This is a genomic window from Aliisedimentitalea scapharcae, assembly GCF_045277565.1.
Lineage (GTDB): Bacteria > Pseudomonadota > Alphaproteobacteria > Rhodobacterales > Rhodobacteraceae > Aliisedimentitalea > Aliisedimentitalea scapharcae.
In genome coordinates this window covers 3,439,418-3,454,521 of record NZ_CP123584.1, presented here as the reverse complement: position 1 = coordinate 3,454,521, position 15,104 = coordinate 3,439,418, and the positions used below count along the sequence as shown (strand labels likewise).

Genomic DNA, 15,104 nt, shown 5'->3' with positions numbered 1-15,104 from the left:
AAAGGGACCGGAAATATGCACAGCCGTCTCCTCCCTGCGCTTGGCCTTGTTGTGAGCGCGATGAGCCTGATTGTCATTGGTGATGCAGCTGGAAAGCTGTTGACGGCCAATGGCTTTAGCCCGTTTTTTGTGGCCTGGTCGCGGTTTACCGTGGGGCTGGTGGTGTTGTTGCCGACGTTTCGGGTGCACCGGGCCGAGCTGTCACAGCTGTTGGATTGGCGCATCATCCTGCGGGCCTGCCTGATCGTGGGGGGGATCAGCCTGATCCTGACCGCGTTGCGAACCGAACCGATTGCCAATGTGTTCGGCGGGTTCTTTGTCGGACCAATCCTTGCCTTTGTGCTGTCTGCAGTGCTGTTGGGGGAACGGGTGACATCGGTCCGGGCGGTTCTGTTGCTGATCGGATTTGCGGGTGTTCTGTTGGTGGTCAAGCCGGGGTTCGGCATGACCGTGGGGCTGGGTTTTGCGGTGGCAGCAGGGTGTTTCCACGGCTCGTTTCTGGTGGCAACGCGGTGGTTGGCTGGGCAATATCGTTCCGGCTTTTTGATGTTCTCGCAGTTGTTTGTTGGCGCAATCGTACTGCTGCCGCTGGCCCTGACGGGATGGCCCGCAGGGGTCGGTTGGGGGGATGCGGGGTTGATCCTGGTCAGCGCGCTGGGGTCAGCTGCGGGAAACTATCTGTTGGTGGTGGCCAACAAGACAACCCCGGCCAGCGTTGTGGCCCCGTTGGTTTACAGCCAGCTGCTGGCCGCGACAATGGTGGGATGGATTGTGTTTTCGGACCTGCCGGACGCCTTGGGGCTGATTGGGCTGGGTGTGATCACCTGTTCGGGGTTGGCCTCGCTGTGGTTGTCAGGACGGGCGATGGCGCGGGCCTGACGGGTCTGTGTGAACGGGATGCAGCCTCATTGGGGGCATTCCCAAATCTGATCAAAGCCGCTATCAGGCTTGAAAACCGGTCAGGCGCAGAGGATAGTTTTGCCATGACGCTGCGCTATACCCTAAGACAATTGGAATATTTCGTTGCTGTGGGCGAATGCGGTTCTATCGCGGCGGCCAGCGAAAAGGTGAATGTGTCGTCGCCGTCGATCTCTGCCGCCGTGTCCCAGCTCGAAGAGGAATTCGGTCTGTCGCTGTTTGTACGCAAACACGCCCAGGGTCTGTCGCTGACCAAGGCCGGGATCCGCCTTTTGGGACAGTCGCAAAAGATCCTGCGCGAGGCGGATATGCTCAACTCGATTGCCGGGGATATTTCCGGGAACGTGCAGGGGCCGCTGTCCATCGGGTGTCTGCTGACATTTGCCCAATTTGTCCTGCCCAAGGTACGCCGTGAATTCGAAGCGCAATACCCCGATGTCCGCATCAACCAGGTCGAATTGAACCAGACCGAGATCTTCTCTCAGATCCGCCGGGCCGAGCTGGACATCGCTCTGACCTATGATCTGGATATTCCCGCGGACCTGGATTTTGTGCGGCTGGTGGAACTGCCGCCCTATGTTCTGGCCGCCGAAACCCATCCCATCGCGCATCTTCCGGCCGTTTCAGTCGAAGAACTGCGCGATCACCCCATGGTGCTGCTGGATCTACCGATGAGCGGCGAATACTTCCTGTCGTTCTTTTCCAAGGCCGGGGTCAAACCCAAAATCGCGGAACGCACCCGTGACATGGCGGTGATGCGCAGCCTGGTCGCCAATGGCTATGGCTATTCCATCGCCAATGTGCGGCCCCTGACCAATCAATCCCCCGATGGGGGCACCTTGCAGTTCATTCCGTTGACCGGCGATGTGCGCCCGATGTGCATGGGGCTGATCATGGCACGCGGAGCCGATGGCACCAGCACGGTCAAAGCGTTCATCGAACACTGTCGGTCCCGGATTACCCGCGACAGCGTGCCGGGCATCCGCATGGGCCCCGAAGGCAGCCGTCGCGACGTCTGACAGAGATCTTAGCCTGCCTCTAACCACTGCTTGGGCAGGCCTGTCTTTTGTCTGGGGCGCAATGTTCGTATTGAGTGGGAAACGGCGGCAATCTGAGTGGGCTTTGGACAAGATGACAGACACGATTGAAATTTTGGACCGTCTGATCGGTTTCAACACGGTCAGTGCCAACAGCAATCTTGCGATCATCGACTATATTCAGGATTTTCTGACCGCGCGCGGCTTTGCCGTGCACCGGGTACCGGATGGCACCGGCGAAAAGGCCGGGATTTTTGCCGCGCTGGGACCGTCTGGGCCGGGCGGGATTCTGTTGTCGGCGCACACGGATGTTGTGCCGGTCGAAGGACAGGACTGGACCCGTGATCCGTTCCGCCTGACCCGCGACAATGGGCGTGTCTATGGGCGTGGCACAACCGACATGAAGGGCTATGTCGCCTCTGTCATGGCGCTGGCCGATCGGGCGGCGGGACGGGATCTGAAAGAGCCGCTGAAAATCGCCTTTTCCTATGACGAGGAAATTGGCGTGGTCGGGATCAAACATATGATCGGCGCGCTCGACGGCACGATTGGCCTGCCGCGCGCCTGTTTCGTGGGTGAGCCAACCGACATGCAGGTCGCCGTGGGCCACAAAGGCAAGGCTGCTCTGCGCGCAACCTGTTTTGGGCAGAACGGCCATTCTGCGCTGGCCCCACAGTTTGTGAACGCGCTGCATCTGGCCACGGATTTCGTGGCTGAACTGCGCGCGTTGCAGCAGGATTTCATGATCAACGGCGCGCGCGATGCCGCCTATGACATTCCTTATTCAACTGTGCATGTGGGCAAGCTGTCCGGGGGCATGGCGCTGAATATCGTGCCGGACAAGGCGGTTGTGGATTTCGAATATCGCCATCTGGCCGCTGACAAGGCAGCCGATATTCTGGGCCGCATCCAATCGGCGGCGGAACAGGTGGCGACCGCTCACCGCAGCCAATTTCCGGATGCCCGGATTGAGGTGGACCAATACAACGCCTATCCCGGTCTGTCGGTCGCGGGCGACGCGCCTGTTGTTTCGCTGGCCCAGCGTCTGGCCCAAAGCAACGACGTGACCAAAGTTCCGTATGGCACCGAGGCTGGCTATTTCGACGGGCTGGGCATTCCCACCGTGGTCTGTGGCCCCGGATCGATGGAAGGGCAGGGGCACAAGCCCGACGAATATCTGGAGCAAACCCAGCTGGCGGCCTGTGATGCGATGATGGACCGGGTGTTGGAAGAGTTGGCCGGCTAAAGGGCTAAAGGTTCTTATTGATAGGGTGAGCGGTGCGGTCCGAGGGTCACTTCGGTCACGTAGGTGGTGTCAGACAGCGCAATGGTGGACAGATGCTCCACCGCTGTCATGTCGCCCATCTCGGCGGGAAAGGCATCACCTGTTCCGCCGACCTGCCGCCCCAGTGCAAGGGGGTCGTCCAACGCGTCCTGTTGGCGGCCCTGGGCCACAGTACGCCGACCTTTCGGGTCCAACAACCTGATGGCTCTCCCTTGCTGATCCTGTGAACCATAGCTCACAGCGACTGTTCCTGCGCATTTGCGTCGGGGTTGTGCGAGATACTGCTTGGATCAAGAAGTGTTGAGTTCGCGTCCCATTCTTCCAGATCAGATCCCAAGTCTTGGCTTCTCAACGCCGGTATATGCGGTCGGGCATTGTGCTCAGGTTTGTGCTCTGGCCTGCGCTCTGGGCGGCATAAATTTCCCCCCGACCGGATTGGGCGGGGGGAAAGCGGTCAGGCCGCGCTGTATTGCGGGGCCGAGGCCAGGAATTCACCATAGGATTTGGCATCCGGGTAGGAAAATTGCTCGGCCAGCGGATTGTCCCGCTTGCGTTTCGTTGCGCCGATGTCGGCCAGCAATTCGTCGAAATGTTTGAAATGGAACGGTGCCGAACACAGCCCACCATAGACCTGGGCCGAGGGGCGTTCCTTGCGCCGCCAGTTCAGCATCATCTCCATATTCTCGTTCATCTGCTGGGCGCTGGGCTGTTGCGCCAGCTGACCATCGGCATAGCGCACCAGCCAATTGGCGACCATTTCCGCCGACAGGATGGTGCAGAAGGACGAATTGAACCCGACAAACCCCATATCCGGCAGATCCGGGTTCACCGACAGTCGATAAACCCGATACTGGCCGTCGCTCTCGATCAACTTGTCGCGGTATTCCTGCGCCAGATAGGGAATCCCCAGCTTCCAGCCCACGGCCAGAACCGACAGATCACAGGGGATCCTGTCGCCGGTGGTCAGCACCGCGTGACCCGGTTCATAGTGATCAATCGTGCCCTGAATGGGTTTGATTGACCCGTCCCGGAACCCTTCGAACAGCCCCGGTGTCACAATCGGCAGCGAACAACAGGCTTCCTTTTCGATCGGGCTGTCGGGCACCATGTTCCATTTTTTCAGACCCAATTGCGCCTTGAGCAGGGTTTCGAGCCCACGAAAGTTGGCCCAGACCAGCGGTTTGAACACCGCCGCAATCACCCGCTGGAACGGGGATTTGCCCCATTGATTGAACTGCTGTTCTTGCGCGCGCATGTACAGCAGTCGTTTAAAGTTGATGCCGCCGACAAAATACGGCACCCGCCAGACGTTTTCGCGATAGACCATCGTGGCGGATTTGGCACCGTTCTTGGCCGCGTTCACCACCAGATCGGTGGCCGATTTCGACCCACCCAGCACGAGCACATTCTTGCCCTTGGCGATGGCGCTGTCGACGTACTCCGACGAATGCATCACCTGACCGCCGTTCGCGATGAACGCGTCCTGACCGGGGTGGGAGATGATGTTCTTGTCGGAAAACTGGCCAGTGCAAATTGCGACAAAGTCGAAATCTTCGCTGCTGACACTGCCCGCCCGGTCGATGGTCAGGGTCCAGCCCGGTTGGCCATCGGCACGACGGTCCATCGACAGAATGTTGGTGTTCAGCTGGAACAGCCGGGTCAGATCATGTTTGGCCGCATAGGAATGCAGATAGGCATGCACCTGTGGCCCCTTGGGCCATTCGGGATACTCGTCCGGCATCGGATGATCGGTGTAACAATACAGATCCTTGGGGCTTTGGGTTTGCACATCGGGGTAGGAGCGCGACAGCTCCCACACACCGCCAAAATCATGGGTGCGTTCAAACCCGAACACCCGGTGTCCGCGTTCATCAAATGCCTTGGCCGCAGCCAAGCCGGAGACCCCGCCGCCAATGATGGCGACGTTCTTGCGTTTTACCATTTCGTTGTTCTCCCGGCTTATGCGTCTGCCGGAGGGGGCAGAAAATCGACCTCGTGCAGGGCCGACAGGCGGACCAGCTCGGCCGGGTCGGTCACACCATCGAGCGCGATGAACAGGTCAAACAGCTTGCGCGACGGGGCCACGCCGAACAGGCATTTCGCCTCGGCACCTGATCGGTTGAACACCCCATGCGCCACGCCGCGCGGCATCTGGATCATGTCGCCCGGTCCGGCCTTGTGGGCGACGACATTGCCGCTCTCATAGCCGAAGTCGACCTCCATGTTGCCCTCCAGCATATAGATCCATTCGTCCTGCGTCGGGTGCACATGCGGCGGCACAAAGGTGTCGGCCGGAATGACCGCATGCCACAGCATCGCGTTGTCGCTGTGCAGTTTCGGGGTGTAGATGTGACCGACCACATTCCAGGATTTGCCGTCTACTCCGGCGTCCGTGGCGGTGATTCCCGCGTCCATTTGCATTTCCCTGTTCTCCTTTATGGATTGGTTTTTCAATCAGGCTAGGCAGGGATTTGGCCCCCGAATATCCGAAAAGCGAAATTTTCTGCACATGTTTTATGGTAAAGAAGACGAAACGCTTTGTGAATTCGGGGTTTGGGGGCCATTCTGCGAACCATGCGAACAGAGATGACGACAGCCCCATTGAGCGCCCCCTTGAACGCGTATTGCCAATTCCAGACCGGTGATCTGGATCAGGCGCGCGATCTGGTGGCGCGCAATTTCTGCGGTCACCGGCTGGAACGCCAATCGGCGCGGGATCAATTCGACGCCTGCCAGAACCGGGCCCAGGGGCAGGCGTTGTCCTATAACTACATCCGCTATGGTGCCGATGTGGAAATCGAACCCGGCGAGCTGGGGTCTTTTTATTTGATCCAGGTGCCGCTGACCGGCCATGCGCTGGTGCGCAACGGGCTGGACGAAGTCGAGACCGGCGCGGGTGTGGCGTCAATCCTGAACCCGGATCGCCACACGGCCATGCGCTGGCATGCGGGCTGTGAACAGCTGTTGTTACAGATCGACCGGGACCAGCTGACACGGGTGGCCGAACGGATTTCGGGCACTGCGTTGACGGCCCCTGTGCGGTTCCTGCCCCAGATTGACGGCCGCCGGGACGAAATGCGCCGCTGGTTGACGTTGTTCCAATCTGCTGTGGCGGCGGTGGATCGTGGTCAATTGCTGGGCCTTGATCACCAATTGACCCAGGCCGTGGTCGAGGATGAACTGATCGCTGGGCTTATCTACTCCCAGCCCAGCAATATTGCCCCGCTGCTGGACCATCCGGTGCTGAAATCACCGTCGCCCTATGTGAAACGGGCGCAGGACCATATGCGTGCGCATCTGGCTGATCCGCTCAGCGTGACCGACGTGGCCAGCGCGGTGGGGACCTCGCCGCGCAACCTGCAACTGGCGTTCAAGCAATGCCTGGGCATGACGCCGTTGGAATACCTGCGGTTGTTGCGGCTGAATCTGGCGCGGTTCCTGTTACAGGAAAGCCCCCCGCATGACACCATCGCCCGCATCGCCGGTGCGGCCGGGTTTTCACATCTCAGCCGGTTCTCGGCGCAATACACCGCGCGGTTCGGCGAAAGCCCCAGCGAAACCCGCAAGCGGCGAATTCTGAATTAAGACGGTGTTCTACATCGGCCAAAAGACCAGAATGGCCGGGATCGACACCGCAACGATCAGCACCTCCAGCGGCAGGCCAATACGCCAGTAATCGCCAAACTGATACCCTCCGGGGCCCAGGATCAGGGTGTTGTTCTTGTGCCCGATCGGGGTCAGAAACGCCGCCGAAGCCGCCACCGCCACCGCCATCAGAAACGGATCGGGGGACACGCCCAATGTGGTCGCCATCTGGATGCCGACCGGGGCCGCGACAATAGTGGTCGCGGTGTTGTTCAAGACATCCGACAGGGTCATGGTCACCACCATCAGCACGGTCAGAACTGCCCAGGCCGGCAACCCCTGGGTCAGTCCGATCAACGCATTGGCAATCAACTGCGTCCCGCCCGAGCTGTCCAGAGCCGCCCCCAGCGGGATCATTGAGCCCAACAACACCACAACCGGCCATTCCACATGGTCATACAATCCCGCAATCGGCAGGATCTTGGTCAGCACATAGGCCACCACCACCAACCCCAGCGCCACCGGCAGATACAGCAACCCAAAGCTGGCCGCCGCAACGGCCGCCGCAAACAGTCCGATCGCCAGCCAGACCTTTTCATTGGCGGTCACCGCCAGTCCCCGTTCGGCCAGCGGCAGACAGCCCAGCCATTCGGTTACATCCGGACCCCTGTCGCGCGGGCACAACAGCAACAGAATGTCGCCGGGCATCACTTCTGTTTTGCGCATTTGTTTGGTGATGCGCCGCCCCTGGCGTGAAATTCCCATCAACACAGTGCTTTGGCGCCAGGCCAGCCCCAGACCTTGGGCCGTGCGCCCGGCAATCCGGGCGGTTTCCGGGACCACCACCTCGATCACGTCGAGACCTTCGCCTGCGGCCGTCACCTTTTCCTGCCGCTGCGCATCGGAAAATCCCAGCGACAATGCGGCGCGAAATTCGTCCAGCGCTTCGGGGACCGCCTCGATCACCAGCGTGTCTTCGGCGCGCAGAACCGCGTTGGCGGCGCGCCCATAGCGGCGTTTACCATCCCGGATCAACCCCAGCAGGGCAACATCGGCCTGTTCCGCATCGCTGTCCAGTTCGGCCAGCCGTTTGCCGATCAGCGGGGAGTCTGCGGGAATGGTCAGCTCTGCAATATACTGGGCCAATGCGCTGGAGCTATCGCCGGAATCATCCCGCGCCGGAATGAAACGCCAGCCAATCAGCGCCACAAAGGCCAATCCAGCCAGCGCGGCAATGCCGCCCACGGGTGCAAAGTCGAACATGGCAAAGGGCGTGCCGGTCGCTTCGCCCCGGATGGCGGCGATGATGATGTTGGGGGGCGTGCCGATCAGCGTGGCCATGCCGCCCAGAATGGTGGCAAACGACAGCGGCATCAGGCTGAGCCCCGGTGCCCGACCGGCCTTGCGTGCGGTCTGCATGTCCACAGGCATCAACAGCGCCAAGGCGGCGACATTGTTCATGAACGCCGATAACACCGCACCAATCCCGCCCATCAGCGCGATATGCGCGCCCAGCCCACGAGAGGCATCAACCAATGTCCGGGTGATCAGAAACACCGCGCCGGAGCGCACCAGCCCTGCGGAAACGATCAGCACCAGCGCCACAACCAGTGTCGCGGGATGGCCAAAGCCTGAAAACGCCTCCTTGGTCGGTACAACGCCCAGAACGACGCCCGCCATCAACGCTGAAAACGCCACCAGATCATAGCGATACTTGCCCCAGAGCAGCAGAATGAAAACGGCACCAAAAAGGCAGAAAAGAATGATTTGATCTTGTGTCATCCGGCCACTTTAGCGTGCGGGCGCGCATGGGCAACCATTGCAATCGTGGCGAGCCTTGAACCTAGGGGGCGCTCGGGGCTATATGGGCGCCAGTCAGATGAATTAAATATGGGAACGCACCATGGCCGGCCATTCCAAATGGGCAAATATTCAACACCGCAAAGGGCGCCAGGACGCGGCGCGCTCGAAACTGTTTTCGAAACTGTCCAAGGAAATCACCGTCGCCGCTAAAATGGGCGATCCTGATCCGGAAAAGAACCCGCGTCTGCGCTTGGCTGTAAAAGAAGCCAAGTCCCAATCGGTCCCCAAGGACGTGATTGACCGCGCGATCAAGAAATCGACCGCAGGTGATGGGGATGATTACGAAGAAATCCGCTATGAGGGTTACGGCCCCAGCGGTGTGGCCGTGATCGTCGAGGCAATGACCGACAACCGCAATCGCACGGCGTCGGTCGTACGCTCTACCTTCTCCAAGAATGGCGGCAATCTGGGCGAAACCGGATCCGTTGGCTTCATGTTCGATCGCAAGGGCGAAGTGGTTTATGGCGCTGAGGCCGGTGATGCGGATGCGGTGTTCGAGGCTGCGATCGAAGCGGGAGCTGAAGATGTGGAGAGCTCGGATGACGGGCACATCATCTATTGCGCGGACACCGATTTGAACGATGTTTCCAATGCATTGGAAAGCGCTCTGGGTGAATCCGAGTCGACCAAATTGGTTTGGAAGCCCACCACCACAACCGAATTGGACCTGGAAGGCATGCAAAAGCTCATGAAGCTGGTCGATGCGCTGGAAGACGACGATGACGTACAACGCGTCACAACCAATTTCGAAGCCTCCGACGAGGTTATGGAACAGCTTTGATCGCGTGACATCTGTCAACAAAAGCCGCCCCAGACAGGGCGGCTTTTGTATGTCTCGCGGCAAAATTTTTAGGAAAAATTTTGCCAAGACTTTCCTGGAAAAGTCTTGGCTCGGTGGTGAGCGCTGCGCTCAGGTCTTGTGCAGCACTTTTGTTGCCGCGTCGATTACGGCGCGTGTTACGGGTTTCAGCGCCGGAGCCATAATTCTGTTTACCTGCCAGCTCAGGGTCACGCCAATATCTGCTTTGGGCAGCAATGGGATCAGCCGGGCATGTTTCAGATGTCCACGTATCTGCGCGAACGGCATCATGCCCCAGCCGATGTTTGCTCGGGCGGCATCCACAAAGGCATGTGAAGACGGTAGAAAATGGCTGGGTGGGGCCAGTTTCGTGCCTATGTAGGTGTCGAGCCAGATTTGCTGCAGGGCGTCTTTGGCATTGAAGGTCAGCATCGGTGCCTGAGCCAGCGTTTCGCGCGTGACACCCTGTGCAAACCAGCGTTCGTGAAACGCGGGGCTGGCGACTGCCACATAGCGCAGCACTCCCAGATCGTGCATGTCGCATCCGGCAACCGGCTTGTCACGGGCACAGACCGTGGCACTGACCGCGCCGCGTCGCAGCCAGTCGGCGCTGTGATCCTGATCGTCCAGCACCAGGTCGAACAGCAGATCGGGCACCTGCTCCATGGCCGCGACAAACCATGTGGCCAGGCTGTCCGCATTCACCGCCACACGCAGCCGGGCTGGCGCGGGTCCGCCATCCAGGGACAGTTCCCGGCTCAATTGTGCTTCCAGAAGGCCGATGTCTTCGGCGTGTTTGGCCAATCTGATCCCCAGCGGCGTGCCGACACACGGGGTTCCCCGTCGGATCAACGCGGCCCCTGTTCGGTCTTCCAATGCTTTGATCCGTTGGGAAATCGCCGAAGGGGTTACCGACAATTGACCGGCGGCCGCCTCGAACGACCCAAGACGCAGGACTTCGGACAGGGCAGCGAGCTGATGGGGGTCAAACTGCATAAGAAACTCTAATCTGGGGACACATTAATTAATTTGATTACGCAAACGCGAGGCCGTAGTCAATTTTGAACACGCACACAGGAACCGTCCATATGTCTCCATCTTTGATCGCCGGCTTTGCGCTTGGTTTCAGTCTGATCATGGCGATCGGTGCGCAGAATGCCTTTGTCTTGCGACAGGGGTTGAAGCGGCAACATGTCTTTTGGATCTGCTTGACCTGTGCCACGTCGGATGCCGTGCTGATTGCGGCCGGTGTCACCGGGTTTGGCACGCTGGCAATGGCCTGGCCCTGGTTCGAACAGGTGATGCGGTATGGAGGGGCGGTGTTTTTGATCGTGTATGGTGCCCGGAACCTCAGGTCGGGTTGGACCGGGGGGGCGGCGCTGACCAGCGCGCAGGCGCAGACGGGCGGAGAACCGGCCTTGTGGCCAGCCTTGGCAACGGTGCTGGCGCTGACCTGGCTGAATCCACATGTCTATCTGGATACGGTGGTATTGCTGGGGTCGGTTTCGGCGCAATATCCCAGCCAATTGGTGTTTGGCATTGGTGCTGCGCTGGCCAGTTTTACGTTTTTCTTTTCGCTTGGCTATGGGGCCCGGGCTCTGGCACCGGTTTTTGCACGTCCACGGGCATGGCAGGTGCTGGACATCGGGATCGGCCTGACCATGTGGGCCATTGCGCTGGGGTTGATCTGGATCTGAGGCACTGGGCGCGGTGCCTGGCAAACGGACATCACATTTTGCTACGGTCACTGTTGTTAACTTGTTTCTCTTCTCGACATTGCCGATCAAAGGCGGTGTAAGGGATCTCATGAAACCCGACACGCATGCAAACCCCGTCATGGGGGTGGTCTGGATGTTGGTGACAGGGTTGAACTTTGTCGCCGTGACCGCCTTGGTAAAATACCTTGGTACAAATGTGCCGCCAGCCCAGGCTGCGTTCTTGCGCTATCTTCTGGGGCTGGTGTTCCTGTTGCCGATGCTGGGGGCGATCCGCAATACGGCGCTGAGCCCGCGTATGCATCTGCTGTTCTTTGGCCGCGGTATCATTCATTCGGGTGGGGTGATCCTGTGGTTCTTTGCCATGACCCAAATCCCGTTGGCTGAAGTCACGGCCATGAACTATCTGTCGCCGGTCTATGTCACGATCGGAGCGGCCCTGTTCCTCGGGGAAACCCTGGCGGCGCGGCGGATTGCGGCGATTGCCGTGGCCCTGATTGGTGCGATCATCATCCTGCGCCCGGGCTTTCGCGAGATCTCTCCCGGGCATTTGGCCATGCTGGTCACTGCGGTGCTGTTTGGTGGCTCCTATCTGCTTGCCAAATTCACCGTGGATGCAGCCAACCCGCCGGTTGTGGTGGCGATGCTGTCGATCTGGGTCACCATCGGGCTGGCCCCCTTTGCCTGGGCCGTCTGGGTGCCACCATCGTGGTCTGATCTGGGCATTCTGTTTGGTGTCGCCTGTTTTGCCACGGCGGGTCACTACAGCATGACGCTGGCGTTCCGGGCGGCTCCGGTGGCCGTGACACAGCCCGTCACCTTCCTGCAATTGGTCTGGGCAACGGCGTTGGGTGCGTTGGTGTTTGACGAGGCCGTGGATGTCTGGGTGGTTGCGGGGGGCACGCTGATCCTGGGGGCCGTGACCTTTATCACCTGGCGCGAGGCGGTATTGAAACGCCGGGCAATCACACCGCCGGACGCCGCGACCAAACTGTAACACGGCCAGTCAGCATTGCCAGCGTAACCCAATGGGGGATAAGCTGACCTCAAAAGAGACAGGGGGGCAGGGCATGAGGTCTTTGTTTTCAGCAGCTTTTACGTGTCTTGTGCTGTCCGGTCCGGCCTGGGCCGGGTTGGAAATATGCAATGACACATCCGAACAGCAGGCGGTGGCGATCGGGTACAAATCCGATGATCAATGGGTGTCGGAAGGATGGTGGAACATTCCGGCCCAAGAGTGCCGCAGCCCGATCCAGTCCGATCTGAAGAACCGCTACTACTATATGATGGCGCGGAGTGATGGCTGGGAATTCGCCGATGAGAATATCCTGTTTTGTGTCCAATCCGAGGTCTTCACCATCGTGGGCGACGAAAACTGTGAGGCGCGGGGCTATGAAACCGGACGGTTCATCAAGATCGATACCGGCACCACGGCCAAACAGCACACGCATTTCCTGTCGGGCTATGCCTTTGCGGCCCAGGAGCCCGGTGGCGGGCAGACCAGCTATGGCGAGCCTTATGCCGACAATGTGACCTTTCAGAGCTGCCCGGCGATATTCGGCGAAGGCGATCCGTATTGCACCTTTCACGGCGGCGGGACCAAGTTCTTTGTCAATGATGATATGCGCACACCTCCGCATGTCTTTGGTCTGTTGAGGGCGCTGCTGCCTGGCACACCGCTGTATGTCGAAGGGGAGCTGACCGGCATTTTTGACACCACCGCCGAAGTCGTCCTGACCAAGGCCGAACCGCGCCCATGGCGCGAGGCCGACCGGCTGCTCGATCACTTGCAGGGGCATTGGTATTCCGTGTCTGACCCCAACGAACAATTCACCGTTCTGGGGGGCGAGCGGGAAAACAGCTATGACGGACAGGTCACGGGTGTGGAGTATCTGTCGATCCAGGAACGATGTGGGGAATTTGAGGGCGCGGGGCCGTACCTGTATGCCCGGGGCGAAGAGACCGGGGAAGGCTATTGTTATGGCATTGAGTACGTCGGCGATTGGGATTTGACGCTGATGTATCTGCCGCGGGGCTTGTTCCAGGACTTTCGCAAGTTGGACTGAGGCGTGGTGGGGGCTCTGCCCCCGCAGCCGTTGGCTGCTCCCCCGAGGTATTTGGACCAGAAAGAAGCAGGGGGATGGCGCGTCAGCGACGTTTCGCGATCACGACAATGGCACCCGCGATCAGGCCCCAGACCGCGCCGCTGAGCCCCAGGATGGTTACGCCGGAGGCGGTCACGGCAAATGTGATGGCGGCGGCTTCGCGGTATTCCGGGTCCTCGAGCGCGGCATGGGCGGAGCCGGCAAAGACGCCGAGCAAGGCAACACCGGCCAAAGTGCCCAGTAATCCGGTGGGGGCCAGCCCGGCAAAGCTGGTGATGATACCGGCAAACAGGCCGAACAATGTGTAAAACAGGCCACAGACCACGGCGGACCAATAGCGCTGTTTGGGATCCGGGTGACAATCGGGATTGGCGCACATGGCGGCGGTGATGGCCGCCAGACAGGTGGCGGGGGCACCAAAGGGTGCCGACGCCATACTGGCTGCGCCAACGGTTGTGAACAGCGGCCTTGAGTCCGGTTGATAGCCATAGCTGCGCATGACTGCGATGCCGGGAATGTTCTGCGTGGCCATGGTCACGATGAACAGCGGCAGCGCAATGCTCAGGGTCGCCGGGATGGAGAACTGGGGGCTCACCCAGACCGGGGCGGTCAGGACCGATGGGGGAGCAGGAATTTGAAACCCGGCAGCCCAGATTGTGACGGCCGTCGCCGCCAGAACTGCGGCGGGCACGGCGAACAACCGGTTGACGCGACCGACCAGGAACCAGGCCGCAATCACTGGCAACGCGTGGGCGGGCGAGATGGCCAGGGCCTGAAACGGTTTGATGCACAGGGACAGCAGCACGCCGGCCAGCATGGATTGGGCAATCGGTCCGGGGATCATTGCCGTCAGTCGACCCAAAGGACGCCAGAACCCGGCCACGGCCACCAGCAGCCCGGCGACCAGAAAGGCGCCGACGGCCTCGGCAAAGCCGCCCTGAGGCATGGCGTTGACGGCCAGGAGCGCAGATCCAGGGGTGGACCAGGCGACGCTGATCGGCTGGCGTTTCCACAGGCTCAGACCAGCACCGGTCACGCCCATGGCCACCGCCGCCGTCATCAGGGCCGAAGCGGCCTGATCGGGGGTCGCCCCCATCGCGGCAACCCCTTGTAACAGGATCGGAAACGAGCTGAAGAACCCGACGATGGCCACGACGATGCCGGTTGAAACTGTTTGCAGGGGCGGGTGCCCGGAGCGGGGCGCTGTGTTCCCGGTCACCGCAACATCAGGTCCATGACCTTGTGCGCTGCGGTGCGTGCGGCAGCGGGATCAACGGGTTTGGCGGATTGCGCCGCCTCGAGCCAGACCCCGTCCATGTAGCTTTGCAAGGCCAGCCGGGCGGTTTCCACCTGATCTTCGGGCACCAGAGTGCGCAGTTCCGACAACACATGGCTGCGAACCCGGGCCCGATTGATCCGATGCAGCCGAGACAGGCGCCTGGAATAGGGCGCATTGGCCCAGAACTGCATCCAGATCGAACATTTTTCGACCGAGAACAGAGAATCAGAGAAATTCGCGTCCAGCACCGCCATCAGCCGATCGCGCGGCGTTTTGGCTTCGGCATAGCCAGCGGCCATAGCATTGCGCAGCAGGCGCAACAGATGGCGCATGGTGGCCTCCATCAGACCTTCCTTGGAGCCAAAGTAATAGTTGATCGAGGCGGCGGATGATCCGGCCTCCCTGGCGATTTCCGCCATGGTAACAACAGCATACCCTCGCGCGTGTACGGCGACGATTGTAGCTTCGATAAATTCTTCGTGGCGAATGTCGCGAATACGTTTCCTGCCCATATGGGG

15 protein-coding genes are annotated in these 15,104 nt (G+C 60.2%); 8 read left to right on the top strand and 7 right to left on the bottom strand.

All coding sequences use genetic code 11. The annotated features are described in order from the left end of the window. The first annotated feature begins 15 nt into the window (after positions 1 to 15). The 3 genes from QEZ52_RS16160 to argE all read left to right on the top strand — a co-directional run bounded on the left by QEZ52_RS16160 (position 16) and on the right by argE (position 3,201). Positions 16 to 879, top strand: coding sequence for a DMT family transporter (locus tag QEZ52_RS16160; protein ID WP_406645491.1), 864 nt, complete (start codon positions 16 to 18; stop codon positions 877 to 879). A gap of 104 nt (positions 880 to 983) precedes the next feature. Continuing rightward, a complete protein-coding gene (locus tag QEZ52_RS16155; RefSeq protein ID WP_406645490.1) occupies positions 984 to 1,937 on the top strand; it encodes a LysR family transcriptional regulator in 954 nt (317 codons plus the stop codon). Between the two features lie 112 nt (positions 1,938 to 2,049). Further along, positions 2,050 to 3,201: an acetylornithine deacetylase gene (gene argE, locus QEZ52_RS16150; protein WP_406645489.1), complete on the top strand. Its 1,152-nt coding sequence runs from the start codon at positions 2,050 to 2,052 to the stop codon at positions 3,199 to 3,201. Between the two features lie 14 nt (positions 3,202 to 3,215). Here argE and QEZ52_RS16145 read toward each other — a convergent pair whose 3' ends face one another. The 3 genes from QEZ52_RS16145 to QEZ52_RS16135 form a co-directional block, all read right to left on the bottom strand. After that, on the bottom strand, positions 3,216 to 3,437 hold the full coding sequence (locus QEZ52_RS16145; RefSeq protein ID WP_406645488.1) for a hypothetical protein: 222 nt from the start codon (positions 3,435 to 3,437) through the stop codon (positions 3,216 to 3,218). Between the two features lie 257 nt (positions 3,438 to 3,694). Then, positions 3,695 to 5,182 carry a flavin-containing monooxygenase gene (locus tag QEZ52_RS16140; protein WP_406645487.1) on the bottom strand — a complete coding sequence of 496 codons (1,488 nt, stop codon included), beginning with the start codon at positions 5,180 to 5,182 and terminating at the stop codon, positions 3,695 to 3,697. 17 nt (positions 5,183 to 5,199) lie between these two features. Beyond that, positions 5,200 to 5,661, bottom strand: a complete 462-nt coding sequence (locus QEZ52_RS16135; RefSeq protein WP_406645486.1) for a cupin domain-containing protein — start codon at positions 5,659 to 5,661, stop codon at positions 5,200 to 5,202. Between the two features lie 165 nt (positions 5,662 to 5,826). Between QEZ52_RS16135 and QEZ52_RS16130 the strand changes: the two genes are divergently transcribed. Next, complete coding sequence (locus tag QEZ52_RS16130) at positions 5,827 to 6,825, top strand: helix-turn-helix domain-containing protein (protein WP_406645485.1); 999 nt, start codon at positions 5,827 to 5,829, stop codon at positions 6,823 to 6,825. 9 nt (positions 6,826 to 6,834) lie between these two features. Here the strand turns inward: QEZ52_RS16130 and QEZ52_RS16125 are convergent, their stop codons facing one another. Continuing rightward, positions 6,835 to 8,607 (bottom strand): SLC13 family permease, encoded by a 1,773-nt coding sequence (locus QEZ52_RS16125; RefSeq protein ID WP_406645484.1) that lies wholly within the window; start codon positions 8,605 to 8,607, stop codon positions 6,835 to 6,837. Between the two features lie 121 nt (positions 8,608 to 8,728). Here QEZ52_RS16125 and QEZ52_RS16120 point away from each other — a divergent pair, with 121 nt between their 5' ends. Continuing rightward, the gene (locus QEZ52_RS16120; RefSeq protein WP_406645483.1) at positions 8,729 to 9,469 is read left to right on the top strand and encodes a YebC/PmpR family DNA-binding transcriptional regulator; all 741 of its coding nucleotides are present in this window, start codon (positions 8,729 to 8,731) and stop codon (positions 9,467 to 9,469) included. Positions 9,470 to 9,598: 129 nt separating this feature from the next. Here QEZ52_RS16120 and QEZ52_RS16115 read toward each other — a convergent pair whose 3' ends face one another. Further along, positions 9,599 to 10,483, bottom strand: a complete 885-nt coding sequence (locus tag QEZ52_RS16115; protein WP_406645482.1) for a LysR family transcriptional regulator ArgP — start codon at positions 10,481 to 10,483, stop codon at positions 9,599 to 9,601. A gap of 92 nt (positions 10,484 to 10,575) precedes the next feature. Here QEZ52_RS16115 and QEZ52_RS16110 point away from each other — a divergent pair, with 92 nt between their 5' ends. The 3 genes from QEZ52_RS16110 (at position 10,576) to QEZ52_RS16100 (ending at position 13,268) form a co-directional block, all read left to right on the top strand. Further along, the gene (locus QEZ52_RS16110) at positions 10,576 to 11,184 is read left to right on the top strand and encodes a LysE/ArgO family amino acid transporter (protein ID WP_406645481.1); all 609 of its coding nucleotides are present in this window, start codon (positions 10,576 to 10,578) and stop codon (positions 11,182 to 11,184) included. Positions 11,185 to 11,293: 109 nt separating this feature from the next. Next, entirely contained in the window at positions 11,294 to 12,199 is a 906-nt protein-coding gene (locus QEZ52_RS16105; RefSeq protein WP_406645480.1) for a DMT family transporter, read from the top strand. A 73-nt stretch (positions 12,200 to 12,272) separates the two neighbouring features. Beyond that, on the top strand, positions 12,273 to 13,268 hold the full coding sequence (locus tag QEZ52_RS16100; protein WP_406645479.1) for a DUF1036 domain-containing protein: 996 nt from the start codon (positions 12,273 to 12,275) through the stop codon (positions 13,266 to 13,268). Positions 13,269 to 13,350: 82 nt separating this feature from the next. Here the strand turns inward: QEZ52_RS16100 and QEZ52_RS16095 are convergent, their stop codons facing one another. Beyond that, positions 13,351 to 14,526, bottom strand: coding sequence for a benzoate/H(+) symporter BenE family transporter (locus QEZ52_RS16095; RefSeq protein WP_406645476.1), 1,176 nt, complete (start codon positions 14,524 to 14,526; stop codon positions 13,351 to 13,353). Then, positions 14,523 to 15,098, bottom strand: a complete 576-nt coding sequence (betI, locus tag QEZ52_RS16090) for a choline-responsive transcriptional repressor BetI (protein ID WP_406645475.1) — start codon at positions 15,096 to 15,098, stop codon at positions 14,523 to 14,525. The genes QEZ52_RS16095 and betI overlap by 4 nt, the downstream gene beginning before the upstream one ends. Positions 15,099 to 15,104: the final 6 nt, after the last annotated feature.